Source organism: Halorientalis sp. (genome assembly GCF_028275115.1).
Classification (GTDB): domain Archaea; phylum Halobacteriota; class Halobacteria; order Halobacteriales; family Haloarculaceae; genus Halorientalis.
The window spans coordinates 1-25473 of record NZ_JAQCNH010000093.1; the positions used below are offsets into that span (position 1 = coordinate 1).

At 64.1% G+C, this 25473-nt stretch carries 22 protein-coding genes and 2 pseudogenes; 13 read left to right on the forward strand and 11 right to left on the reverse strand.

What is annotated here, in order from left to right; genetic code table 11:
• Positions 1-147: 147 nt before the first annotated feature.
• The gene (locus Q0964_RS12820; protein ID WP_299268203.1) at positions 148-690 is read right to left on the reverse strand and encodes a CBS domain-containing protein; all 543 of its coding nucleotides are present in this window, start codon (positions 688-690) and stop codon (positions 148-150) included.
• Positions 691-733: 43 nt separating this feature from the next.
• Entirely contained in the window at positions 734-1108 is a 375-nt protein-coding gene (locus Q0964_RS12825; protein ID WP_299268206.1) for a DUF555 domain-containing protein, read from the reverse strand.
• 285 nt (positions 1109-1393) lie between these two features.
• On the opposite strand from Q0964_RS12825, the gene Q0964_RS12830 reads away from it, so the two are divergent.
• Positions 1394-1570, forward strand: coding sequence for a hypothetical protein (locus Q0964_RS12830; RefSeq protein WP_299268209.1), 177 nt, complete (start codon positions 1394-1396; stop codon positions 1568-1570).
• 50 nt (positions 1571-1620) lie between these two features.
• Here the strand turns inward: Q0964_RS12830 and Q0964_RS12835 are convergent, their stop codons facing one another.
• Positions 1621-1845 (reverse strand): hypothetical protein, encoded by a 225-nt coding sequence (locus Q0964_RS12835; RefSeq protein ID WP_299268338.1) that lies wholly within the window; start codon positions 1843-1845, stop codon positions 1621-1623.
• Here Q0964_RS12835 and Q0964_RS12840 point away from each other — a divergent pair.
• Both Q0964_RS12840 and Q0964_RS12845 read left to right on the forward strand, forming a co-directional pair.
• Positions 1747-2669: pseudogene (locus Q0964_RS12840) on the forward strand (ATP dependent DNA ligase). The gene Q0964_RS12835 and the pseudogene Q0964_RS12840 overlap by 99 nt on opposite strands.
• 39 nt (positions 2670-2708) lie before the next feature.
• Complete coding sequence (locus Q0964_RS12845; protein WP_299268212.1) at positions 2709-3461, forward strand: MBL fold metallo-hydrolase; 753 nt, start codon at positions 2709-2711, stop codon at positions 3459-3461.
• A gap of 18 nt (positions 3462-3479) precedes the next feature.
• On the opposite strand, the gene Q0964_RS12850 is transcribed toward Q0964_RS12845, so the two are convergent.
• The 3 genes from Q0964_RS12850 to Q0964_RS12860 all read right to left on the reverse strand — a co-directional run bounded on the left by Q0964_RS12850 (position 3480) and on the right by Q0964_RS12860 (position 7252).
• Entirely contained in the window at positions 3480-3680 is a 201-nt protein-coding gene (locus tag Q0964_RS12850; protein WP_299268215.1) for a hypothetical protein, read from the reverse strand.
• A 79-nt stretch (positions 3681-3759) separates the two neighbouring features.
• Positions 3760-4863 (reverse strand): DNA topoisomerase IV subunit A, encoded by a 1104-nt coding sequence (locus Q0964_RS12855; RefSeq protein WP_299268219.1) that lies wholly within the window; start codon positions 4861-4863, stop codon positions 3760-3762.
• Position 4864: 1 nt separating this feature from the next.
• The gene (locus Q0964_RS12860) at positions 4865-7252 is read right to left on the reverse strand and encodes a DNA topoisomerase VI subunit B (RefSeq protein WP_299268222.1); all 2388 of its coding nucleotides are present in this window, start codon (positions 7250-7252) and stop codon (positions 4865-4867) included.
• 271 nt (positions 7253-7523) lie between these two features.
• Here Q0964_RS12860 and gyrB point away from each other — a divergent pair, with 271 nt between their 5' ends.
• Together gyrB and gyrA are read left to right on the forward strand one after the other, a co-directional pair.
• The gene (gyrB, locus tag Q0964_RS12865) at positions 7524-9449 is read left to right on the forward strand and encodes a DNA topoisomerase (ATP-hydrolyzing) subunit B (RefSeq protein WP_299268226.1); all 1926 of its coding nucleotides are present in this window, start codon (positions 7524-7526) and stop codon (positions 9447-9449) included.
• Between the two features lies 1 nt (position 9450).
• Positions 9451-11985 (forward strand): DNA gyrase subunit A, encoded by a 2535-nt coding sequence (gene gyrA / locus Q0964_RS12870; RefSeq protein WP_299268228.1) that lies wholly within the window; start codon positions 9451-9453, stop codon positions 11983-11985.
• 181 nt (positions 11986-12166) lie between these two features.
• Here the strand turns inward: gyrA and Q0964_RS12875 are convergent, their stop codons facing one another.
• Positions 12167-14044 carry an acyl-CoA dehydrogenase family protein gene (locus Q0964_RS12875; RefSeq protein WP_299268232.1) on the reverse strand — a complete coding sequence of 626 codons (1878 nt, stop codon included), beginning with the start codon at positions 14042-14044 and terminating at the stop codon, positions 12167-12169.
• A gap of 160 nt (positions 14045-14204) precedes the next feature.
• Between Q0964_RS12875 and Q0964_RS12880 the strand changes: the two genes are divergently transcribed.
• The 3 genes and pseudogenes from Q0964_RS12880 to Q0964_RS12890 form a co-directional block, all read left to right on the forward strand.
• Positions 14205-15014: an enoyl-CoA hydratase/isomerase family protein gene (locus Q0964_RS12880; protein ID WP_299268235.1), complete on the forward strand. Its 810-nt coding sequence runs from the start codon at positions 14205-14207 to the stop codon at positions 15012-15014.
• On the forward strand, positions 15011-15895 hold the full coding sequence (locus Q0964_RS12885; RefSeq protein WP_299268238.1) for a beta-keto acid cleavage family enzyme: 885 nt from the start codon (positions 15011-15013) through the stop codon (positions 15893-15895). The genes Q0964_RS12880 and Q0964_RS12885 overlap by 4 nt, the downstream gene beginning before the upstream one ends.
• Before the next feature lie 401 nt (positions 15896-16296).
• Positions 16297-16530 (forward strand): annotated as a pseudogene (locus Q0964_RS12890) (CNNM domain-containing protein); the annotation flags it as partial.
• A 266-nt stretch (positions 16531-16796) separates the two neighbouring features.
• Here the strand turns inward: Q0964_RS12890 and Q0964_RS12895 are convergent.
• Entirely contained in the window at positions 16797-18497 is a 1701-nt protein-coding gene (locus tag Q0964_RS12895; RefSeq protein ID WP_299268240.1) for an acyl-CoA carboxylase subunit beta, read from the reverse strand.
• Between the two features lie 223 nt (positions 18498-18720).
• On the opposite strand from Q0964_RS12895, the gene Q0964_RS12900 reads away from it, so the two are divergent.
• Complete coding sequence (locus Q0964_RS12900; protein ID WP_299268242.1) at positions 18721-18972, forward strand: MTH865 family protein; 252 nt, start codon at positions 18721-18723, stop codon at positions 18970-18972.
• A gap of 28 nt (positions 18973-19000) precedes the next feature.
• Here Q0964_RS12900 and Q0964_RS12905 read toward each other — a convergent pair whose 3' ends face one another.
• Complete coding sequence (locus Q0964_RS12905) at positions 19001-19489, reverse strand: metal-dependent hydrolase (protein WP_299268245.1); 489 nt, start codon at positions 19487-19489, stop codon at positions 19001-19003.
• 80 nt (positions 19490-19569) lie between these two features.
• Here Q0964_RS12905 and Q0964_RS12910 point away from each other — a divergent pair, with 80 nt between their 5' ends.
• Positions 19570-19731 (forward strand): hypothetical protein, encoded by a 162-nt coding sequence (locus Q0964_RS12910; RefSeq protein WP_299268248.1) that lies wholly within the window; start codon positions 19570-19572, stop codon positions 19729-19731.
• A 43-nt stretch (positions 19732-19774) separates the two neighbouring features.
• On the forward strand, positions 19775-20356 hold the full coding sequence (locus Q0964_RS12915; protein ID WP_299268250.1) for a peroxidase-related enzyme: 582 nt from the start codon (positions 19775-19777) through the stop codon (positions 20354-20356).
• 152 nt (positions 20357-20508) lie between these two features.
• Here Q0964_RS12915 and Q0964_RS12920 read toward each other — a convergent pair whose 3' ends face one another.
• Complete coding sequence (locus tag Q0964_RS12920) at positions 20509-21180, reverse strand: glycerophosphodiester phosphodiesterase (RefSeq protein ID WP_299268253.1); 672 nt, start codon at positions 21178-21180, stop codon at positions 20509-20511.
• 251 nt (positions 21181-21431) lie between these two features.
• Entirely contained in the window at positions 21432-21827 is a 396-nt protein-coding gene (locus Q0964_RS12925; protein WP_299268256.1) for a DUF7522 family protein, read from the reverse strand.
• Positions 21828-21962: 135 nt separating this feature from the next.
• Here Q0964_RS12925 and Q0964_RS12930 point away from each other — a divergent pair, with 135 nt between their 5' ends.
• Together Q0964_RS12930 and Q0964_RS12935 are read left to right on the forward strand one after the other, a co-directional pair.
• A complete protein-coding gene (locus tag Q0964_RS12930) occupies positions 21963-22559 on the forward strand; it encodes a winged helix-turn-helix transcriptional regulator (RefSeq protein ID WP_299268259.1) in 597 nt (198 codons plus the stop codon).
• A 119-nt stretch (positions 22560-22678) separates the two neighbouring features.
• A complete protein-coding gene (locus Q0964_RS12935) occupies positions 22679-25279 on the forward strand; it encodes a heavy metal translocating P-type ATPase (protein WP_299268262.1) in 2601 nt (866 codons plus the stop codon).
• Positions 25280-25473: the final 194 nt, after the last annotated feature.

Sequence of the window (25473 nt, forward strand, 5' to 3'; positions counted from 1 at the left end):
GGAAGTGAAACGATGACGGCGTGGACGAATCGCTCCGCGATTCGTTCGCACACCAGAAATCGGAGATTTCTGGGGACGCTGTATCCCCTCCCTACTCGCTCCCTCCGGTCGCTCCTTGAGGACGGGGGCTTAGCGCCTGCAAAACAGCTAACTGATATGAGCGGCCACGTCCGCGTCGGTGATGATGCCGACCATCTCGGCGTCCGCGATGACGATGACGGCCTCGTGGTGGTCGAGGTGTGTGTCGACCTCGCCCACGGTGGCGTCTCTGATGACGGTCGTGATCGACTCGCGCATCACGTCGGCCACGGGGAGTTCGCCGGGGTCGTCCTCGTCGGAGTGGCGGATGTCGCTGTGTGCGACGATTCCGACGGGGTAGTTGTCTCGGACCACCGGGAGCTGGGAGTACCCCTCCTGGTCCATCACTTCGATAGCCGTCATGACGCTGTCGTCGGGCTCGACGCCGTAAACCGGACTGTGCATCAGGTCGCCAGCACGCAGAATACCGCCCTCGGCTTCCTCCAGGGCGTTGACGATCCGCCGAAGCGTCGAGAGCCGCGGGTCTACGTCCCCACCCTCGATCCGAGCGATCAGCGGCTGGGACACGTCCGCACGCTCGGCCAACTCGCTCTGTGTCAACTCCAGCGCGTTCCGACGCTCCCGGAGATCCTCAGGGGTCGGTAGCTCCATGCGGACAGATTACCAGAGGTAATACAAAAAGGTTCCCCAGTCGTCAGGCGCCGGCGGAGGCGTCGGCTTCTTCGTCTTCGTCGAACTCGATGGTCTCGACGACCGAGAGGGGCACGTCGCGGAGGGTACCGCCGACCTCGCTCTTTGCGATGCGCTGGGCGTGTTCGGTGCTCTCTGCGTTGAATACCTTCATTTCCAGCACCAACCCCACGAGCGCGGTGTCGGCGGCGATGAACGCCGAGTCGAAGGGTTCGCCACAGGCGGGACAACCCGTGGCACCCACGTCGACTTCGACGTAGTCCATGTCCTGGTCGTTGAGCCGCTTGCCCGCTTCGCTGACCGCGACACCGATCGCGTCGTCGATGTCCTCGACGTCCCGAACCAACCAGGCTGCTTCCATCGCCACGAGATAGTTCATATCCGCCTCTCTGTCCCCCACCTCCACTTGTCTTATGATTCGCTCGCGCGACGACGTCGACTGCGCACGTCACTCCGATAATAGGCATAACTTATGAGATCGACCGGTGTCGATTATCTCCGCGTTATCATTCGCGGCCACTGTGAGCCCTCTCTACTTGTTCTTTCCCCAACCGAAACAAAACCACCGGAGGGGAGTCTCGTCGGACGTGGCGAAAGACCGTTATGAAATCCAGATGTACGGAACAGTTATATACTCTGCTTGGCCCAAATCCAGTCGAGGACAATGGAAACCCGCCTGCACAGTGGTCTGCTGTTCGCGCTGTATCAGCTGAGCCTGATGCTCGGTATCGCGCTCATGCCCGTGGCGTTCGTCACCAGTCGGTTCGGATTCACACTGCCCGTTCACCGGGTGATCGACCGCCTCGGGGCGGCCTACGAGCGAACCAGCACTGGAGAGTAGGTCACTGCGACACGGCCTCCGTCTCCGCCAGCACGCACCGCCGAGACCGCCTAGGCTTCGACGTACTGCGTTCGGCGAGTCCGCGAGTTTTGACACTCGGTCACGGTCACCCCGTAGAGACGGAATTCGCCGCGTTCGCCGGGCGTGCTAACGAGGTCGAGTTTACTGCAGCCAACCTGGAGACCGTCCCCCTCGTTCGGGGCCTGTTTTCGGTCGCCGCGGACGGCCTCGACACTGTCGCCCAGTTCGTTCAGAGCCGGGTCTTCCCGGCGCACGAGTCGGCGACGCCTGACATCGGTCCGAATCTCTGTTATGCCGCCACCGCGCGCGCAGCAGGCCACAACGTGTCGGCCGACGACGTCGAGCCCAAATCGCCGCCGTCGGTGACGTGGGTGACGTGGCCGCGGCGTGCGACTTCGGCGGCCAGCAGGGCCGCGGCGCGTTCGGTGCCGGCGGCGGGTCGGAGCGCCTGACCGTCGACGGACTCAAGACCGAGTTACACGACCTCGCGGCGGCGACCGGCTCTGGCAGCCAGGACCGCAGGCTCGACCGCCTGTTCGGCCTGTTCAATCGCTGTGCGCCGGCCGAAGCCCGCTATCTCCCGCGGATCGTTCTCTCGGAGTGCGTATCTGCGTCGGTGACGGAACCGTCAGAGGCGCAATCACCGAGACTGTTGAGTGCGCACTGCAGGTGACCAACAATTACGGATTGGTCGCGACCGTCGCCTGCGAGGCCAGCGAGACCGGCCTCGGCGACGTACATCTGGACGTAGGGCGGCCGGTCCAGGCGATGCTGGCACAGGCCGGGACGGTCGCCGACGGTCGAGACCATCGGGAAAGTCGCGACCGGGCTCACCGACGAGGAACTGGCCGACAGCACCGAGTTGCTCGGGCCACACGTTCGCTCCACGGACAGCAAGGTCGTCGAGATCGAACCGGCGGTGGTGTTCGAGGTCGGTTGCGAGGAGATCTAGTCCTCGCCGACGTACTCCTCGGATTACGCCCTCCGGTTCCCCCGCTACCGCGGCGTCTGCGACGACAAGGACTGCGAGAGCGCGGACACGCTGGAGCGGGTCGAGCGACTGGCGGGCGGCGAGTGAACCGACACGGGTTTTCGACCGCCGACCGAACACTCCGATATGACCGTCCAGTTCGACGACCTCCGCCTCGACTGGCTGGGGTACGCGACCGTCCGTCTCGAGGCACCCGACGGACCTGTCGTCTACCTCGACCCGGGCCGGTACGGGGTGTTCGACGAATACGACCCTCGGGACGGGGGCCACACGAGCGAGGCGAGTGGAGACTCGTCGGAGCCGTGGTCTGACGGTGACATAATCTGTGTTAGTCACGTCCACCACTACGATACCGACGGAATCGAGCGAGTGGCCCGCGAGAACGCGACCGTCATCGTCCACGAGGCGGTCCACCACAGCGAGACGGACCGCGACGTGACGCCCGTCCGGGACCTGCCGTACGACACCCATCGGGTCGACGACGAGTTCGACGACCTGATAGGCGACGTTATTCTGCGGACGACAGCGGCGTACAACCACGCCGACGGCCCGCACACCCGACCGGACGGAACGCCGTTCCATCCCGAGGGTACCGGCTGTGGCTTCCTCCTGGACGTCGACGGCACCACCGTGTTCTGGACCGGCGACACCGACGTGCTGGACGGTCACGCCGCACTCGACGTGGACCTCCTCCTCGTGCCCATCGGCGGCACGTTCACGATGGACCGCGAGGCTGCGGCCGGACTGGCCGAAGCGATGGACCCTGGGCTCGTCGTCCCGGTCCACTACGACACGTTCGAGGCAATCACGGCCGACGCAGAGGCGTTCGTCGCGGACCTCGACGCCCGGAGTGTCCCGGTCACGCTGGACGGCGAGTAACCTGCGCTACGCTTCGAGTCACTCGTCGTTCCGGACCTCGTCGACCGTGGCCGGAAGTTCGACCGCGCCGAGGTCCGTCTCGAAAAACGCGAGTCCCGGCGGATCGACGGGCGGTTCGGGCTCGTCCCGCCGTTCCAGTTCCGCTGTGATAGCGCGTTCACACGACCGTCGGTCGGCGGCCGGGGATTGGTTGTCCCGCCCGTTGTTGTTATTTACCATCGTCAAAAGCACGCCGCCCACGGAAATAACGTTGTGGCGGGCGGATGGGAGTTCAGCAGGAACCAGGCGGACGGGTCGATTAGATGACGTTCATCTCGGTCAGTCGCTCGGGCAGATACGTATCCGTCACGAAGTCGAGCCCGCGCGCTGCCAGGCTCTGCTGTTCCGCCTTCTTTTCGATGTCGAGTTGCAGTTCGATCTGTTCCTCCCAGTAGTCGGTCATGAAGCGTGGGTCCTCCAGTTCCGACTCCAGAGCGTTCACGTCCGAGTCCGAGAGCGGGTCCGTCGGGAGGTCGTACTCCACGATGTCGGCCGGCTGGATGCCGATGAACTGCGCGTCGGGCGTCGCCAGATACTCCGACAGGTGTGCGGACTTGATCGACCCGTACGCGACGGAGCCGTAGATGCGGTACGACCAGGGGTCGCCGTCGGTAAAGACCGTCACCGGCAGTCCGAGTTCGTCGTGGAGTCGCTTGGTCAGTCGCCGGGTTGCCCGCGCGGGCTGGCCCTTCAGGTGGACGACGATGCAGTTGTGTTGTTCGTCGAACCCGTTCTCGACGAGCCGGTCGCGCATCCCGCCGGTCTCTACACACAGCGCGAAGTCCGCGTCGTTGTCGAGGAACTCGATGGTGTCGGGGTTGTTCGGGATCTGATACCCCCCCTCGCCGACGTCCTCCTGACAGTGGATCTCGCGTTCGCCCCGCCGGGTCTGCTCGCGAATGAGCAGGGGTCCCATCACCGTGGCCCCGGACTCCTCGGGGCGCATGTGGAACTCCTCGCGGCGAACGTCTGAGACGATTTCCAGGTCCTCGATCAGCTGGTTGGACTCGTCCTGGCTGGTGAACTGAGCCTCCTCGTGGTCGAAGGACTCGCTCAGGTAGTACAGCTCACGCAGAGTCGACGAGCGGTCTTCTTCGAGTTGCTGAGCCAGGAACTCGATGACGTAGGTGGCTTTCAGTAGCTTCTGTGCGCCGCTGACGGTCTTTGCACTACGGGTGCTCTCGCGGTCGCCGTACACCCAGACGTCCATGTCCTCGTCGTACTCGATGTTCGATTTCGTCCGGGTCGGAAGGGACATAGTCGGAACCTCGCCGCCGGCGAACTGGTCGTAGAACTCCGCAGCTAGGTCGATCAACTGCTCGCGTGCGTCTGCCTCGCTCTGTGTGTCGCTGTCGGTACTCATGTTAGGCGTTGATACTCAGTTTCTCGTCTTCGATGCCCTCGACCTGCACGTCAAAGGTAGCGTCGCCGTCGACGCTGTACTCGATGCTCGCCTCCTGACCGGCCGTGACCGTCGTGGTCCACTTGACGAAGTACTCGCCGTCCATCTCGACGACGCTGGCGTCTTCGACCTCACCGGGGTCCTCGCTCACGATGTCCGTAAGCTCCAGTGAAACGTCGGTGTCGTCGTTGTTCTCGACGATCAGCCGGACCGTCTCACCGTCGCGTTCGCGGTCGACGAGCACGTTGTTCATGATGCGGGCCAGCGAGTCGTCGATGTGCAACTCCCCTTCGCCGGTCACCTCTTCGAGCTTCTCGGCCATCGCCGGCAGAATCGTCGCCAGTTTGTCCTGCTTGCGGCGGCGTTTCTCCATCGAGCGGCGCTTCTTGAGGTACGATTTCAGGTCACGGGCCGCCTCGCGGATAACCCGCTCGACCTCGTCTTCGATCTCGGGAACGTTCGCCACCGCGTCCTTCGACTCGCTGGTGAACGGGACGTTCGTGGAGGCGACGTGGACCATGATGACTGCCGGGCCGTTCGGGATGCCGCTCCCACCGGGCTGGTCGAGCTTGTAGTTGCGCCAGTTGATCCGCTTGACTACGTCGGTGATCGAACAGGCTCCCCGCTGATAGACCAGCGGGACGCGATTGGCAAACCGCATCACCTCGGCACTAGACCCCTCCTCCATATCGCCACCGTAGGCGATGCCTGCCTCGACGATGAACGGGTCGCCGCCGTGAACCGAGGCGTCCCGTGTCGACGCGGCGTAGAAGTCCGCGTCGAACTCCTTTTGCAGTCCCGCCAGCACCAACTCGTCGGAGATTGGAGAGAGGCAGTCAGTCGGCGGTGCGATGATGTCCGCCTCGCGCATCGCCTCGTGGAGTTCGCTGGCGGTGTCGCGGTCGTCGTCGATGGCCCCGATGTTCGGCGGCTCGTCGGGCACCGTCGCCATGCGCTCCCAGACCGCGTCGAGGACCTTCTCGCGCGCAGTCTCGCCGAACGTGGCCCCGTCGTACTCCTCGGTCGCGTCGGCAGCCCGGTCGACGTAGTCGTCGACCTGATCGTGCGTGAGCCGGTCGTGGGAATGCTCGTCGTCCTCGAACTTGGCGGCGACCCGCTCGGCCAGCCCCTGCACGTGAGCGTCGTCTTTCCGGTCCGTGGTCGCTTCGTTCACGAGGGCGTAGACGTCGGCGGTTCGCTCGTCGGTAACGACCTCCCAGGCGGCTTCGACGGCCTTTTGCCGGACGGTCGAACCGAATGTCGTGTCGTACGCGTCCGCGACGTTCTCGGCGGCCGTCTCGGCGATGCCCTGTATTTGCGAATGGGTGACAGCGCTGGCGTCCGCGACCGCTGTGGCGACCGACTCGGCGAACTCGGCCGTGGCCTCCGCGCCCTTGTTCGCGACGGCCTCGGAGACGGCGGCTTCGACGTCCGCCTCCTCGTGTGCCGCGGGGGCGTTCCAGGCCATCTCGCGCCCGAAGTGCCGGTCGCGGAAGTTGTCGATCACCTTCTGTGCGGTCTTGCCACCGACGCGTGTGAACTCCCCCTGCAGGAAGCCCGACACGGAGTAGGAGTCGGTCGCGTCGAGCATCTTCTGCAGGGTTCCCAGTTCGACGCCGTGTGGATGGGGACGAATCTCTTCGGTCTCCTCGGGGAGCTGGTCGGTCGCGCGCTCGAACTTGAACTGGTCCTGCGGTTCCCGGAGCTCCAGCCGAGCGTGGGGGTTGACGACTGCAGTGTGCTTGACGTAGTCGTGGAGCTGGGTGCGAGCACGCATGTTCGCCTCCATCTCCAGTTCGATCCGCGTCCCGTGTGGGCGGTCCCACGAGGTGGTGTCCTCGCCTTCGATCTCCGGCTCGTTCGAGTCGGTGTCGATAGTCAGCTCGAAGTACTTCGCGTCGGCGCTCCCCTTGGTGCGACTGGTGATTTTGGCTGGTTTGCCGCTGGTGAGTTGTGCGTAGAGAACGGCCGCTGAGATTCCGATCCCCTGCTGACCGCGATTCTGCTCACGAGCGTGAAAACGAGACCCGTAGAGTAGCTTCCCGAATATCTTGGGAATCTGCTCTTTAGTGATACCTGGGCCGTTGTCCTCGACGATAAGACGGTAGTAGTCGTCGTTCTCCTGAATCTCGACGTAGATGTCGGGGAGGATGCCCGATTCCTCGGTCGCGTCGAGTGCGTTGTCGACGGCCTCCTTGACGGCCGTCACGAGCGCCCGCGCGCCAGAGTCGAACCCGAGCATCTGACGGTTCTTCTCGAAGAACTCGGCGATGGAGATGGATCGCTGAGCTTCTGCTAGCTCCTCTGCGATCCCCTCCTCCTCGGCGAGCGTCGACTGGTACGAGGTCATTCTCTGCACAACCCTACCCCCGGAGGGGTTAAATGTTACACGACAGTCCAGTGAAAGTGGAGGCGTGATTGTGTCTCTCTAACAACCTGCAGCGCGGTGGTCCACGAATCGGTCTGCCAGGTGGGCGGGGACGGTTTCGAGAGCGGGGCGAGCGGACAAAAGTCGCTATCGTTGGAAACGGCAGAAGGTGCCCCTACTGAACGAGTTCGCACGCGAGCGTGCGCGTGCGGGGGTTTTATCAGCCCTCGAACCGTACAGATGAATAGATTTCATGTCTAACGAGTCTGAGTACGGAGCCAGGCAGATACAGGTCCTGGAAGGGTTGGAGGCCGTACGAAAACGGCCTGCGATGTATATCGGGTCGACGGACTCCCGTGGACTACACCATCTCGTCTACGAGGTAGTCGACAACTCCATCGACGAGGCCTTAGCAGGGTACTGTGACACCATCGAGGTCACGGTCCACGAGGATAACTCCGTCAGCGTCAGTGACGACGGACGGGGAATTCCGGTCGACACACACGACGAACACGACAGTCCCGCATTGGAGGTCATCATGACCGTACTCCACGCGGGGGGAAAGTTCGACAACAAGTCCTATCAGGTGTCCGGCGGGCTCCATGGGGTCGGTGTATCGGTCGTAAACGGGCTCTCGAAGTGGCTCGAAGCAGAGGTCAGGCGCGACGACGCCGTCTGGAAACAACGGTTCGACCACGGCGAACCCGAGTACGAACTGAAAGAGGTCCGCGACCTCGAATCGGACGAGGACACTGGGACCACGATCACGTTCTGGCCCGACGAGGAGATTTTCGAGACGACGCAGTTCGAGTTTTCGACGCTGGAGGCGCGTCTGCGCGAACTCGCATTCCTCAACTCCGGCGTCGAAATCGCGCTGTACGACGAACGCGACGGTACCGAGTCTAGCTTCTGTTACGAGGGCGGTATCAAGGAGTTCGTCACCTTCCTCAACGAAACCAAAGAACCGCTCCACGAGGAGGTCATCTACTTCGACGACCGGGAGCTGATCGACGAGGGCAGCGTCCAGCTAGAGGTCGCGATGCAGGCCACGGACGAACTGCAGGGGTCGATCCACGCCTTCGCCAACAACATCAATACCCGCGAGGGCGGGACGCACCTCACCGGGTTCAAAACGTCACTCACACGGGTCATCAACGACTACGGCGACGAGCACGGCCTGATCAACGACTTGGACGAGAATCTGAAAGGTGACGACATCCGCGAGGGACTGACCGCGGTCGTCTCGGTCAAGCACCCTGACCCGCAGTTCGAGGGCCAGACCAAGACCAAGCTCGGTAACTCCGAGGTGCGGGGGATCGTCGAGAGCGCAGTTCACGAGCAGCTCAGGACGTACTTCGAGGAACACCCGGACACCGCACGGTCGATCATCCGGAAGGCCGTCGAGGCCGCGAAGGCTCGCAAAGCCGCAAAGAAGGCAGAGGAACTGACACGGCGGAAAAACGCTCTGGATTCGACGGCGCTGCCGGGTAAGCTCGCCGACTGCCAGACGAAAGACCCGACCGAGTCCGAACTGTTCATCGTCGAGGGAGACTCGGCTGGCGGTTCCGCGAAGCAGGGCCGTAATCCCGAGTTCCAGGCGATTCTGCCGCTCGGCGGGAAGATTCTCAACGTCGAGAAACACCGGCTCGACCGCATCCTGGAGAACAACGAGATCCGGAACATGATCACGGCAATCGGGACCGGTATCGGCGACGAGTTCGACCTCGACGACGCCCGGTACCAGCGGATCATCTTCATGTGTGACGCGGACGTAGACGGCGCGCACATCCGGACTTTGCTGTTGACGCTGTTCTACCGACACATGCGGCCGCTGATCGAGGCGGGCTACGTCTACGCCGCACAGCCCCCGCTGTATCGGGTCCGCTACCGCGGCGAGACGTACGACGCCATGACCGAACAGGAGCGTGACCGCATCGTCGAAGAGAAATGCGACGGTAATCCCACACAGGTCCAGCGGTTCAAGGGGCTCGGGGAGATGAATCCCGAGCAACTGTGGGAGACGACGATGAACCCGGAGAATCGATACCTCAAGCAGATTACTATCGAGGACGCAGCAAAGGCGGATAAGATGTTTTCGGTCCTGATGGGCGACGCCGTGGAGCCGCGCAAACAGTTTATTAAGGAACACGCGCCAGAAGCCGAGTGGGTCGACATCTGACATGAGTTCGGAACTGCCGGACGCCCCCGACGACGCGACAGCGGCTCCCGCAGCGAACGTCGAGCGCGTGCGGGTCGAAGACGAGATGGAGCAGAGTTACATCGACTACGCGATGAGCGTCATCGCCGGTCGTGCTCTCCCGGACGTGCGGGACGGCCTCAAGCCTGTCCACAGACGAATCCTCTACGCGATGCACTCCATGGGTGTGACGAGTGGCTCCGGCCACCGCAAGTCCTCGTCGGTCGTCGGGGAGACGATGGGTGACTACCACCCACACGGAGACCAGGCCATCTACGACACCCTCGTGAATATGGCGCAGACGTTCACGATGCGAGAGCCGCTGGTCGACGGGCAGGGAAACTTCGGTTCGATGGACGGGGACCCGGCCGCGGCCATGCGGTACACTGAAGCCCGGATGAGCCCCATCTCGGAGGAGTTGCTGGAGGACATCGACAAGGACACCGTTGACTTTCAGTCCAACTACGACGACCGCCTCGAGGAGCCGACGGTCCTTCCTGCGGCCTACCCGAACCTGCTCGTCAACGGCTCGACCGGTATCGCGGTCGGGATGTCGACCAAGATTCCACCGCACAATCTGAACGAAGTAATCGACGCGACGATACACCTAATCGACAACCCCGACTGCGACGTGGAAGACCTGATTCACCTTGAAGAGAGTCCGGGGCCAATCAAGGGACCGGACTTCCCGACGGGTGCGAATATCGTCGGCCGCAACGACGTTCACAAGGCGTACACGTCCGGCCGCGGCAGATTGACCGTCCGCGCGGAGTACGAGGTCGACCGCGAGGAGGGGCGAATCGTCATCAGCGAACTCCCGTATCAGGAGAACAAGGCTCGCGTGGTCGAGCGGATCGCGGAGAACGTCAATCAGGGGAAGATCGAAGGCATCAGCGACCTCCGCGACGAGTCCGACCGGGACGGTGTCCGGGTCGTGGTTGACCTCAAACGCGGTGCCAACGCGGACGTGGTGGAGAATCAGCTCCTGGAACACCACCTCGAATCGACGTTCGGCGTCATCAACCTCGCCTTGGTCGACGGCCAGCCCCGCGTACTGACGCTCAAGGAGACGCTGACGGAGTACGTCGACCACCGGAGAGAGGTCGTCCGGCGACGGAGCCAGTTCGAACTCGACGAGGCGGAGGACCGTGCCCACATCCTCGAAGGGCGGCTCACGGCGGTCAAAAATGCAGACGACGTGATAGATATCGTCCGGGACGCGGACACTCGGGACGACGCCAAAGCGGCGCTGAAAGACGAGTACGACTTTTCGACCGAGCAGGCCGACCACATCGTTCGTATTCAGATCGGGAGCCTGACTTCGGAGGAGGTCGGTGAGATAGAGACCGAGTACGAGGAGGTTCAGAGTCGGATCGACAGGCTGGAAGAGATTCTGGGCGACCAGCAGGAACTGCTGGACGTCATCAAAGACGAACTCGGAGAGATTCGCGAGCAGTACGGGGACGAACGCCGGACTCGTGTCGTCGAGGACGACGGGGAGGTCACACACGAGGACCTCATCCCCGAGCAGGACTGTGTGGTCGTCATCACCGAAGACGACTACATCAAGCGGATGCCCGTCGAGCAGTTCGAGCCACAGGGTCGTGGCGGCAAGGGCATCATCGGTGCGGACCCCAAGGAGGGCGACCGCGTCAACGAGGTGTTCCGCGCCAACAGCCACGACTACCTGCTCTGTTTCACCAACCAAGGGAAGGTCTATCGGCTGAAGACGTACCAGGTGCCCGAGATGAGCCGGACGGCTCGTGGCAACCACATCCGGAACGTAATCGGCGGAATCGGCAACGGTGAGGAGATTACGGCCGTCGTCGACACGGAGGCGTTCAGCGAGGACCGTTGTCTCACGATGGTCACCCGGAACGGCTACGTCAAGCGGACCTGCACGACCGACTTCCAGAACATCCGGTCGACGGGGATTATCGCGGCCTCGCTCGAAGACGGCGACGAACTCGCCGACGTGGAAGTAACCGACGGCAAGCAGGACCTCGTCATCGCCACTGCCAGCGGCATGACGATTCGATTCGCCGAGACCGAGGCGCGACAGATGGGGCGCAACGCCCGCGGCGTCGGAGCGATCAAACTCAAAGACGACGACCACGTCGTCGGACTGGTCGCGACAGGCGGCGGTCCCGCGAGTGACGCGAGCGGACCCCCGTCGGCGGACGCCTCCGACGGTGCCGACGACCGGTCGCTGCTGACCGTCACCGAGAACGGCTACGGGAAGCGGACCCTGCTCGATGAGTACCGCCAGCAGTCCCGCTACGGAAAAGGCCTCATCGACATCAAGACCGACGGCCGCAACGGACTGGCGACGGACGTGAAGAGAGTCGCGGAGACCGACCACCTCATTATCATGAGCGAGAGTGGCCAGATCATGCGAACGCGCGCGGCCGACATCTCGACAGTTGGGCGCAACACGAAAGGAGTCACCATCATGGACCTCGACGGGACCGACCATATCGCGAGCGTGACCGTCGTGCCCGACCCCGACGACGAGTAAGCGAAACCCCCGTTTCGACGGTATCGCTCGCCGGCACCTTTTTTAGACGTACGCGCGAGACGTAATAATGAACTCAGTCGGTTGGCAGACCGACGGCAACCGGCACCGGTTCGAGTGGTCAGTCGGTCGGTGACCGGGCCCCGAGACTCACGCGAGCCGAGACACTGGCCGTGAGCGTCCGTCAGTCGTCTGCGGGCGCGGCCTCGGTCAGTTGGTCGGGCGAGAGCGAGCCGTGTCGGACGATTTCCTCGAAGTGGTCGTCGGGCAACTTCTCGCCGTCGGTAATGCCGCGGGCGTCCTGCTGTGCGAACCGGGTCTCGACGAACCACTCGGCGACCAGGGACTTCCGGGCGTCGTCGCGCTCGTCGATGGCGTCCTGAGCGCGCTCGATCAGCAGGGCGGCGGTCACCACGTCGAAGATGTAGTCTGCGAGCTGTTTGGCCTCGTGCTGGGCGTACTCCTGCTCCTCGGTCGCCAGCGAGATCATCGCTTCCTGCATGGCCGTGAACTCCTCTTCGACGGTCGCCGCGAGGTCGCCGAGGTGCGGGTGATCGGCGGCGTCGAGACTGTCCTCGACCAGCGGGAACAGTTCCTCGTGGGCGGCCTCGCGGTTCAGGACGCGCAACACGTCCAGTGAGAGGACGTTGGAGGTGCCCTCCCAGATCGGAAGGACCTGCGAGTCCCGCAACATTCGCTCGGTCGCGAAGCCGTTGACGTAGCCGTTGCCACCTAGCACCTCACAGGCGTACGAGGCTGTGTCGACGGCCATCCGGGCAGTCTTGTACTTGGCGATGGGGACGAGCAGCCGCATGAGTTTGAACGCCCGCGCCTCCCGGTCGCTCCGGTCGTCGGGAGCGTCCGCATCGAGTCGTTGTTCGTTTCGCATGTAGTCGGCGTAGTGGCGGGTGGCCTCGAAGGTGAAGGCGAGCGCGGCCTCGTAGTCGGTCTGCATGTTCACGAGGTCGCGACGCATCAGCGGGTACTGCTGAACGGTCTCGCCGAAGGCATCCCGTGTCGCGGCCTGGACTTTCGACTCCAGGAGCGAGCGCCCCATCCCGCCGACTGACCCCGTGGCGTTGGTCAGCCGCTCGAAGTTCATCATCTCAGCCATCAGTTTGAATCCGTTCTCGGGTTCGCCGACGAGGTACGCCTCCGCACCTCGGAACTCGACTTCGCCCGTGGGAACCGCGATGGTGCCGAGTTTGTCCTTCAGCCGGCGGTAGAGCTGGTCGTTCAGTTCTCCGGCGGACAGTCCGCCGTCCGAAGCTCCGGCCTCGTCGTTCGGGGAACCACCGTCCCGCTTCGTGTGTGGCACCAGAAACAGCGACAGCCCCGCCGTCCCCTCGGGGGCGTCGGGCCGCCGGGCGAGCGCGAGCGTCCCCTCGGCGTCGATGTTGGAACAGAACCACTTCTCACCGGACAGTTCGTAGATTCCCTCCTCGTCGGTTGGTTCGGCGGTGGTCTCGTTGGCACCCACGTCGGAGCCGCCCTGCTTCTCCGTGAGAAACATTGCGCCTTCGATGTGGTCGTCGTAGTCACGACTGGTGAGGCCCTCGAAGTACTCCGAGAGCAGGTCGGCGTTGGGGTGGTCGTCGTCGACGTACTTCTCTAGCACGACGGCCGCACCGGTAGTCATCGAGACGGGGCAGACGAAGCCGCCGTCGGCGAACGAGAGGACCGTCTGCTGAGCCAGGACGTGCTGGAATCCGAGCGGGTCGTCCCGGCCCGGCGGTGCGTGGAACACGTCGTGAGTGACGCCGCGTTCGTAGACGAGTTCGTCGTTCTCGTGCTGGAGCGGGTGGTACTGGACGTGGTTCTGTATCTCACCGTGCTTGTCGTACGTCCGCAGCTCGTGACCCTCGCGGTCGATGATCTCGGCGTTATCGGCGATGGTGTGGCCGGTCACCTCGCCCAAGTCGGACAGTTCGTCCTCGGCCCACTCGAACTCCGCGTCAGGATACGTACGCTCGACCTCCGCTCGCAGGGCAGGGTCGATGTCCCAGTAGTTGAGGTGTCTCCCTTCCTCGTGCTGGCCGTACTCGATAGGAGTCTCCACCATATCACGGTATATGAGGACGGACCACATAAAGCCACAGCCCACACGTTGTTCGTTTATTACAGCCGGAGCGCTGCGAACGCATCGGGAACCAGAAACTCCTCGTGAGTTGCTTCGCGTCCGAAATACTATTCCGGTGGCGTGTGCCACGATACGAAACCTCATGGAAGATTCATCGGACCTCTCGAACGAAGCGCTCGACGTAGCAGTGAGCGACGACGGACTGGCAGTACGTGCGACCATCGACCGGCCAGAGGAGCGCAATTCGCTGAATGAGCCGGTGGTACTCGGTCTTCTGGACGCCATCACGTACGCCGACGAGAGCGAGGCGCGGGTGCTCGTCCTCCGGGGTGCGGGCGGGACGTTCTGTTCCGGTGGGGACCTTTCGGAGATGTCAGGCGTCATCGGTCAGGACTCGACGGCCTACCGCGAGCAGTTCTCCTCGCTGTCGGCCATCGTCCAGGAGATGGTCGACGCCAGCGTCCTCACAGTCGCGGCGGTCGAAGGGTACTGTCTCGCGGGTGGACTCGGGTTGGCAGCCGCCTGTGAGTTCGTCGTCGCCCGGGAGGACGCCGAGTTCGGCACGCCGGAGGTCGACGTGGGTCTGTTCCCGGCTCAGGCGATGGCCCCGATCATGCGCTCGGTCGACCAGAAGGCGGGGCTCAAGCTCCTGTTCACCGGTGAACACGTTACCGCTACGGAGGCCGCCGGGATGGGACTGGTGACCGAACTGGCACCCGAAGACGAGTTCGAGGACACCCTGGACGACCTCGTGGACCAGCTCGTGAACAACAGTCCGGTGCTCATCGAAGTGGGCAAAGAGGCCTACTACACCCAGCGGGACATGGGCTTCCAGGAGGCGCTCTCCTATCTGAAGGAGATCATCACGATCGTCGCGATGAGTGACGCGACCGAGGAGGGAATCAATGCTTTTTTCATGGACGACGTTCCGGAGTGGGAGGTGCGAGAATGACCGACGCCAACCGCGAGTCGGTGAAGGGTAACGACCCCGACACGGTCGTCATCTCGGCGGCGCTGACGGGCGCGCTGACCACACGCGACCAGTGTGAGGCCATTCCATACACGGCCGAAGAAATCGCCGAGGAGGCCGCCGCTGCACGCGAGGCTGGCGCGGCTGTCGCCCACATCCACGCCCGGACGGACAACGGCTCGCCGACCTACTTGACCGAGCGCTACCAGGAAATCAAAGACGAGGTACAGGCTCGCACCGACATCGTCGTCAACTTCTCGACGGGCGCGATTCACGAACCGGTCGAGAGCCGCGCGGAGTACGTGCGCGAGACCCAGCCGGAGGTGGCCGCGTTGAATATGGGTTCGATGAACTACGCGAAGTACTCCGAATCCCGGGAGGACTACGTGTTCGACATGGTGTTCGAGAACTCCTTCTCGGAGATCCGCGAGATGGTGACCGCCATGAGAGAAGCCGGCGTCAAGCCGGAACTGGAGTGTTTTGATACCGGGCACGTCGGTAACACCCGCCCGCTACTGGCCGAGGGCAGGCTCGAGCACCCCCTGCATTTCAGCCTCATCATGGGGGTACTGGGTGGCATCCCGGCAACCGCGGAGAACCTCGCCCATCAGGTTCGCCAGTTGCCCGACGACGCCACCTGGCAGGTCATCGGCATCAGCGAGGACCAGTGGCGGCTCGTTGGCGCGGCGCTGTCGATGGGTGGCAACGTCCGAGTCGGCCTCGAAGACAACTTCTACGTCAGCGAGGGTGAGATGGCCAAGAGCAACGCTGACCTCGTCGAGAAGGCTGCCCGGATGACCCGTGACGTGGGCCGGGAACCCGCCACACCCGACGAGGCCCGGGAAATCATGAGCATCGTCTGAGCGCCAGGGGAGTTCCGAAGCAGCTGGTTTCTGTGGCTGGTCGGGGTCGGGTTAATCGGCGAGAAGTGATGTCGAATCAGCCGGACCGGCCGCCGCGGCTGTCATCGAGTCTGGTGACGGCTTTTACTCTCGTCGCGAGCGTCGAACACGGTGTGCGACAGCGAGGTGGCACAGGCTGCTCCGACCGGCCGAATCTTGACATACCGCGCTCCCGCGGTCACCGGGAAGGCGCTCGTGGGCCCGATGTTCGCCCGGAGACCCTCGCCCGAGGGAACGACAGGACGAATCCGATAGTCACGACGATCAGCCCGTTCCGGACTTGTATCAAAATTTTTATCTAAAGTGAGACTGTCAGATATGGATACGCGACAACTGGGCGGTCGTGGCTTCCAGTTCGACCGATAACAAACGTCGCGTTCTCGCTGGCGCAACTCGTCGTTGCGCTGGCTCTCGTGATACTCAAGGGATTTTTCGTCGCTGTAGAGTTCGCCTTCGTCCGGATACGAGGGACGTCGGTCGAGCAACTCGTCGATGAGGAGCGCCCCGGCGCGAGGACGCTGAAAGAAGTGATGGCGGACCTCGACGCCTCTCTCGCGACGACGCAACTCGGAGTCACCATCGCCTCGCTCGGGCTATGATGGGTCGGCGAACCGGCCGTGGCGTCGCTCATGTCACGTCGGCTTCACTCCCGCAGTAAAAGGCGAGGCTTTCGCCTCGAATGTTTCGTAGCAAACGGCGCAGCGATTCGGCCGAGGGGCTCAGGTGGAACGCCTGCTGTCGCCGGCGTGGACCGACCGATCGCCGAGAGGGTCGTCGCGCCAGTGCCGGTAGTCCGGCATGACGGGGACGGCGAGGATACCGAAGCCCTCGCCGAGGGTGGCGAGGAACTGGTCGCAGACCGCTAGAACAGGACCGTGCCGTGGTGGCGGTCGGGTTCGTCACGACCCTTGTTCCGAAATGCCGAGAGGCGGGCCAGCAGTTGCTCGCGGAGGTCACCTGCGGGCAACAACTCGTCGACCTGCATCTTCGCAGCCTGTGCCCGCAGGTCGACGAAGTCGTCGAACCGCTCTTTGGCGCTGTCGATGAACGCCTCACGAGTCTCGCCGTCCATATCCTCGAGTTGGCCGCCGAACAGCGCGTGGACGGCGGCGTCGGGCCCCATCACCGAAATCTCGGCGCTCGGGAGCGCCAGCGTCGCGTCGGGACCGAACGACGGCCCACACATCGCGTAGATACCCGCGCCGTACGCTTTGCGGGTGATGACGCAGAACTTGGGCACCTGTGCGTTAGAGGTGGCGTAGATGAACTTCCGGCCGCGCTGGAGGATTCCCTCGCGTTCGACCTTCGAGCCGACCATGAACCCAGGGGTGTCACAGAGGTAAATCAGCGGAATCTCGTATGCGTCGCAGATCCAAACGAACTCGGCGGCTTTCTCCGCCGAGTCGGGGAAGATGGCGCCGCTGACGTGGCTGGGCTGGTTGGCGACGATCCCGACGGGTCGGCCGCCCAGTCGGGCGAAGCCGGTGACCATCTCGGGGGCGAACTGTGGTTTCGTCTCGAACCACGAGTCACGATCGACCACGCGGTCGATCACTTCGTGAACGTCGTAAGCGGCGTTGGGTTCGTCGGGGATCACTGCGTCCAGCCCCTTCGGGTTCTTGACCGGCGGTTTCGGTTCCCGCGTGGGGGTGGGTGCGTCGTACTTCTGGGGGAGGTACGAGAGCAAAGCCTCGACGGCCTCGGCGGCGGCCTCCTCGTCGGGGACGACGAGGTCGGCGCTGCCGGACTGGGTGGCGTGGACCTGCGGGCCACCTAGTTGCTCCATGTCGACGGATTCGCCGGTCATCGCCTCGACGATTCGGGGCGAGGCAATAGCCATGCCGGAGGTACCCTCGACCATGATCAGGAAGTCACAGAAGACGGGGGTGTAGGCCGAGCCGGCGATGTTGGGACCGTAGAGGACGCCGATCTGGGGCACCTGTCCGGAGTGGAGACACTGATTGTAGAACATCTTCCCGCCGCGGTAACGGTCCATGTGCGTGTCGCCTTTCTCGCGCTCCTCGGCGTTGAGGCGCGCCCCCGTGGAGTCTATCAGCCTGACGATGGGCGCGCCCGCCTCCGCAGCACGCTCGGAGAGACGGATCTCCTTTTCGACGCCCATCTGGCCGAGCGACCCGGCCTTCACGCTGTAATCGTTAGCGGTAAAGAACACCTCGCGACCATCGATCTGGCCGACACCGGTCAGCAGGCCGTCAGCGGGGAGTTCGTCGTCGTCGGTGAACCGGGCGAAGGTGCCGTCCTCGTAGGCGATATCGTCGAACAGCAGATCGAGCCGGTCGCGGACGAACGCCTTCCCGAGGTCGTCCAGTTTCTCGTGGCCGCGCTCGGGTCCGCCGGACATTATTTCCTCGATCTGACTGCGAAGTCGCTGTTCGCGCTCGGTGACGATGTCACCGCCACCCGTCCACTCCTCCTCGTCGGCCGCGACCCGGTCGCCGCCCGGGTCGACGATCTCGACCGGCTGTCCGAGATGCTCCGCGACCGCCGTGGCGATCACCCGGGCCGTATCCTCGTCAGTCTCGCCGTCGACTGTGATCTCCATGATTAGGCCTCACCCGCCGTCAGCCAAGCGTGAAAACTCACGTGGTGTTTACAATTGACTCGCATGGTGACAGCAAACTCTCGCCGGACGGGCAAATATGTATGGGTCTCTCAACCACGGTGTTTTTTACCCCAGCTGGAGAGTAGGGGAGGCGATTCGGGACTGGTCGGTTCGTGGCACACGAATTTTTATACAGTAGCTCCGTGAACCGTTTGGATGGATCATGGCAGACAAAGACGACCTGCGTCAGCAGATGATCGAAGCGTTTGAGGGGGCCGACTATCCGATTTCGAGTCCGATGGATCTCGTTCCTGCCCTGCCCAACGGGCCATCGACGACCTTCGAGTCCGGGAACTTCTCGATGACGGCCATGGAGCTGAACACGAAGCTCTCGGGCGGTGACTTCCCGTACGACAGTGCCGAGGACTTCGTCGACGACATTATGGAGGAACTGGAAGACCAGGACCTCGTCTAAGCGGACGGCCACGACCCACAGTCGCTACTCAGACGGGAGCGACGGCCAGCAGTGCCCCGACCGTTGCGAACACGCCGGCACCCAGCAGGCCGTAGTTCGCGACGGGATTTTTTGCCCGGACGAGGTCCATCGTAACCGTTCGCCCCGAGAGCGGCCACAGCGGTGCGATGCCCATCGGCGTGAGTACGTCCCCGACTAGGTGAGCACAGATACCGAGTGTCCCGAACGCGAACCCCACGACGCCGAGTTCGGGCGCGGCTGGTGTCGCCGGCCGACTGCCCAGAACCCACCCGACTGCCCCGAACCCGACGCCGACGAGCAACGCGAACCAGACGGTGTGTGTCACACCGCGGTGTGTGACCAGCGGCAACTCGTGATCCACGTCCGGCAACGATGCTACCGACAGCACGCACAGTTCGCCGAGGACGGCCAGGTCGGCTCGACCGGCCAGTACGAGCACGAGTCCGACCGGGAGAAAGACCAGGAGCGAGACGCCGAGATGACCTGCCCTGTACACGGCCCTAACTTGTTTCCGTTCGGATATGAACGTTCGGCCGTGATGAGGACAATTAACCCGCTTCCGCTCACACTCGTGGTATGCTCGCGTCGGTCGTCGGGGACGTACTGAGTCGGGTCGGTCCGTTCGTCATTCCAGTCGTCGTCTTCGCCGGCGGCGTGACCGCCTACGCGCTGCTCTGGTTGTTCTACCGCTTGCGGGACCGGGCCGTGACCGAAGACGACTCGGCCGCTGGGGAGTGAACTACGGGGAACACTGAAACCCCCGCTGGCCGAGTTGGATGCCATGGGAAGCGACACCGAAGCGATGAGACGGTTCGAGGTGCCCGACGTCGAGGACCTGCCCGAGGACCTACGGGAACGCATCGAGGAGGAGTCGGAGCGCGCCGGGTTCACGCCGAACGTGTTTCTGGCGCTGGGATATCGCCCGAGACAGGCACGAGCGTTCGTCGCGTACCACGACGCCCTGCTCGAGGAGACGGCGCTAGAGCGTGAGGAAATCGAGATGCTGATCGTCACCGTTTCCGGCGTCAACGACTGCCTGTACTGCATCGTCGCCCACGGCGCGCTCTGTCGGATCTACGCCGGCGCGCCGACGCTGGCCGAGCAACTGACCGCGAACCACCGGACAGCGAACATCAACGACGCCCACCGGGCGATGCTCGATTTCGCCGTCAAACTCACCGAAGAGCCCGAAAAAATCGAGGACGCCGACCTCGAGCGACTCCGCGACCACGGATTCAGCCAGGAGGCGATCTGGGATATCGGTAACGTCGTCTCCTTCTACAACCTCTCGAACCGGATGGCTCACCTCGCGGACATGCGGCCGAACGAGGAGTTCTACCGGCTGGGACGCGACCAGACATGACCGGGTGTCTGATAGCTCATCCGGTCTGTGAGCACCTCCGCACTCACTGTGGCGACAGGTCGCTCCCGGGACCGGCCTCTCCGCGAGTTCGCCGGTCGGGCGTCTGCGTAGCTCCAGAAAGCCGATTCGTGAGTGGCCCGTGTTCGAGGAACTCACTCGACCCACTCTGTGACGTGGGGGGAACTGGCGATCAGTCCGTCTACTCCCCGGTGGGCTAAGGCCCACGCCCCGACGCGTGAGTCGACGGTCCACGCGTTGACCGCCAGCCCTGCGTCGTGGGCGTCCCCGACGATGCCAGTGAACAGGCACAACCACGCGTTCGGGTGGACGTACTCGCAGTCCGCCGTCGCCGCGACTTCGAGGTCGTCACCGAGGGTCGCGCCGAGAACGTAGGCGAGTTCGACGCTGGGGTCGTCACCGGCCTGTGCCTGCCGAATCGCCTCGTCGTCGAACGAGGAGATGATAACGTGATGTGGCGTCGAACGCGCCGGTTCGAGTGCCTCCTCCACGATGCCGCGTTGCTTCAGTTCGAGGTTCACGCCCGTGTCTTCGGGAATCGCGTCGAGGACGACGCCGAGCGTTTGGATGCCCTCTCCGTCGTGGGCGTCGAGCGCGGCGAGCGTCGCCGCGTCGAGGTCTTCCACCCTCGTCAGGCCGTCAACGTCGATGTCGAGGAGCGAGTCGTGTGCGACCACCAGTTCCCCGGAGGCACACCGCTGGACATCCAGTTCGATCATGTCGGCGTGCGGGATGGCTCCGTTGACGGCCGCGACGGTGTTCGCCGAGTGCTGGCCGTCGAACCCGCGGTGAGCGATGAGTCTCACGCGTCCGCGGGTCCACGGTCGAGAGTATTAGCTTTTTGGGCGGTCACGAACCGCTTCCGGCGCTATCGAGCGACCAGAGACCGCCCGTGTGTCCCCTCTCTCCGACCTCGTCGATTGGTGAGGGCCACACGGGCAGTCTGGACCGCGTCTCGACGCGACCGCGTCCACGTTGCGCCCCCCTTACACGCTCACGACGGCCGCCATCGCCACCGTCGTCCACTGCTGGATTTCTCCCACCACGCCGCCAGTGGTCACACCAGCGAAGCGACCTCGTCGTCAAGATACTGGATACAGTACTCCACGTCCGCCATCGTGGCGGTGTCGCCGTCTCGCTGGATCGAGACTAGAAACCCCGCTTTCGCGTTCAACGGGTCGTGCCACGCGAGGACCCACGCTTCGTCGAACACGCGAACGAGCGCCTTCATCTCACCGGTCTCGAACATCGACTCCTGGTCCGAGTGGTTCAGTTGCTGGACGATGGTGGTGTCGCGAATCCGTCTTCGTTCGGCTGCTCCGTACTGTTCTTTCACGTCTGGCCGGAACTTCACCGTCGAGGACGCCGCGTCGTACTGGACGACAGTACGGAGGTCGTCGCCGACCCGCTCGTACAGTTCGTCCCAGACATCTTCGACGAGGTCGTCTCCCATACTCCAGAGCAATCCAGTTTCTCGGATTTCAGTTCTTCGCTCGGTTTGATTCGTGAGTGCGCCGAGGGTACGTCGAGACAGGCGTCGTTGGCATGGCGGCGAAACTGATTTGCCGGGGCCGGTCGCAGGGTCTCTATGCGTGGGCTCGACGACACGGACAGGGAGATTCTCGACATTCTTCTCTCCGACGGCCGCCGTCCGTACAGCGACATCGCCGAGGCAGTCGACCTCTCGCCGCCTGCGGTGTCAGACCGGATCGAGCGTCTCCAGGAACAGGGTGTCGTCCGCCGGTTCACCGTCGACCTCGACCGGTCGGTCCTCCGTGAGGGCGTGCCGGTGCTGATCGACCTGCAGGCCCGGCCCGGCCGCGCCGAGGCGGTCGCCGGCGCGCTCTCGGACGCAGACCCGGTCGAACGAGTCTTCACCACCGCCGACGAGCGGGTCGTGGTCACCGCGACGGTCGCGGATTGCGACGTGAGCGGGTTGCTCGGCGAGACGGTCGAGACGGACGACATCGACAGGTACCGGGTTGACCTGCTCGACGACACCGCCTGGTCGCCGTCGATAGGCGATGCGGAGTTTGCCCCCGAGTGCGCCGAATGTGGCAACACCGTCGACACCGAAGGCGAAACGGTCGAACTCGACGGCACTCACTACCACCTCTGCTGTTCGTCCTGCCGGTCCCGCTTCGTCGACCGGTACGAGGAGTTTCGAGAGGGGACGACATCCTGACCGACTGATAACGTGCGTTTCGACGTCGTGTGGCCTTCGAAAAGAAAGTCTCGTCGGGAATCGGGACCGGAAAAACAAGGACAAACCGCTTGAATCGGGGGCCCTTATGTGATAACGAGATGACCGAACGGCGCACGCGGTTGGAGCTGACGGGGATGAGCTGTGCCAACTGTGCTGGCACGATCGACGACGCCCTCGCGGGTCTCGACGGCGTCGCCGAGTCGGAGGTGAACTTCGCCACGGACGAGGGGACGGTGACGTACGACCCCGACGCGACCTCGCTGGCCGAGGTCTACGCGACTGTCGAAGGCGCGGGCTACGGCGTCGTGCGGGAGTCGGTCACCGTCCCGATCACGGACATGTCCTGCGCGAACTGCGCGGAGACGAACGAGACAGCCCTCGAAGGCCAACCGGGGGTGATCGAGGCCGAGGTCAACTACGCGACCGACGAGGCCAGCGTGACGTACAACCCCGCCGAGACGGACCGGTCGGCGCTGTACGACGCCATCGTGGAGGCAGGGTACACGCCGGTCCGTGACGACGCGGGCGACGCAGACGATTCGAGTGGGAGTTCCCAGGACCGACGGGACGCCGCTCGGCAGGCGGAGATCGACCGGCAGAAGCGACTCGTCCTGTTCGGGGCGGCGCTGTCACTCCCGCTCGTGGCGATGATGACGGTGGCGTTGCTGGCGCCCGCCGCGATGCCCGAGACGATCGCCGGGTTCGAGGTCGGCTGGATCGCCTTCCTGCTCGCGACGCCGGTCCAAATCGTGCTGGGGCGGGCGTTCTACGAGAACAGCTACACCGCACTGGTCAAGAACCGCACGGCCAACATGGACGTGTTGATCGCGCTCGGGTCGTCGACGGCGTACGTTTACTCGGTGGCCGTCCTGCTTGGCCTGATCGCCTCCGAGGGGCTGTACTTCGACTCGGCGGCGCTGATCCTCACGTTCATCACGCTTGGGAACTTCCTCGAAGCCCGCTCGAAAGGGCAGGCCGGCGAGGCGATCCGCCAGTTGCTGGAGATGCAGGCGGACGAAGCGACGCTGGTCGACGACGAGGGGACCGAGCACGAGGTCCCCGTCGAGGAGGTCGAGGTCGGCGACCGGATGAAGGTGCGGCCGGGCGAGAGGATTCCGACCGACGGGACGGTCAAGAACGGCTCCGGTGCTGTCGACGAGTCGATGGTGACCGGCGAGTCCGTGCCGGTCGAGAAGAGCGAAGGCGACGAGGTAGTCGGCTCGACGGTCAATCAGAACGGAGTTCTCGTGGTGGAGGCGACCAAGGTGGGCTCGGAAACGGCGATCCAGCAGATCGTTTCGATGGTCAAAGACGCACAGAGCCGCCAGCCCGAGATTCAGAATGTGGCCGACCGTATCAGTGCGTACTTCGTTCCCGTGGTCATCGCCAACGCCTTGCTCTGGGCGGGCCTCTGGTACGCCGCCCCCGGGGTGCTGGCCGGAGCCGTCGGTGCACTCCCGCTGTGGGGGCTCGTGGCCGGCGGCCCCGCAGCGGCCGGCGGCGCGGTGTCGGTCTTCGAGTTCGCGGTCGTCGTCTTCGCTAGCGCCGTGTTGATCGCCTGTCCCTGTGCGCTGGGGCTGGCCACGCCCGCGGCAACGATGGTCGGGACATCCATCGGAGCGCAAAACGGCGTCCTGTTCAAGGGTGGCGACGTGCTCGAACGGGTCCGGGACGTCGACACTGTCGTCTTCGACAAAACCGGCACGCTCACGACCGGTGAGATGCAGTTGACCGACGTGGCAGTCGTGGGTCCGGTGGCGGCCGACCGCGGTACCGCGGCGGATGGCGGGGCGCTGGAACCCGAGTTCGACGAGTCGTTCGTCCTCGACGCCGCGGCGAGCGCCGAGCGGGGCAGTGAACATCCGCTCGCGGCGGCCATCGTCGCGGGCGCTCGTGAGCGCGACCTCGACCCCACCGAACCCGACGAGTTCGAGAACGTTCCCGGCCAGGGCGTGCTGGCGACGACGGGCCACGGGACGGTCCTGGTCGGGAACCGCCGACTGCTGGCGGCGAACGACGTGGACCCGGCCCCTGCGGCAGAGACGATGGAGCGTCTAGAGAGTGAGGGCAAGACGGCGATGCTGGTCGCGGTCGACGGTGAACTCGTCGGCGTCGTCGCCACGGCCGACACGACCAAAGAGTCCGCGACTGCGGCGGTCAGCGCGCTCCGCGATCGCGGTCTGAGCGTCCACATGATTACGGGCGACAACGGGCGGACCGCCGAAGCCGTGGCACAGGCGGTCGGGATTCGCTCCGAGAACGTCCAGGCCGAGGTCCTGCCGGCGGACAAAGCCGACGCCATCGAGGCGATTCAGGCCGACGACGAACGCGTGATGATGGTCGGTGACGGCGTCAACGACGCGCCCGCGCTGGCGGCGGCGTTCGTCGGCTGCGCTATCGGGAGCGGGACGGACGTGGCCATCGAGGCCGCGGACGTGACGCTGATGCGCTCCGACCCACGGGACGTCCTGAAAACGATCCGCGTCTCGGAGGGGACCCTGGCCAAAATCAAGCAGAACCTGTTCTGGGCGCTGGGGTACAACACGGCGATGATCCCGCTGGCCTCGCTGGGACTGCTCCAGCCCGTCCTCGCGGCGGGCGCGATGGCGCTGTCGAGCGTCTCGGTGCTGGCCAATAGCCTCGTGTTCCGGTCGTACACGCCGGGTACCGACTACAAGCTGTTCGGCCGTCTGCGCTGAACGGAGGGCGCCCTCGTCCGCGTGGTCGCGCGTTACATCCAACTCCGCGTCGTCTCTGTCGTCGAGTTGCTCGGACACCGACTCAGTCCGATGGCCCGAGCGGAACTCGTCCTCGTCGCGGTCGGGAGAGTCCTACCGCCGTCGGCGGTTCATCGCTAAACGGTGTCACGGCACCGGCCCTATCCTATGCCGAG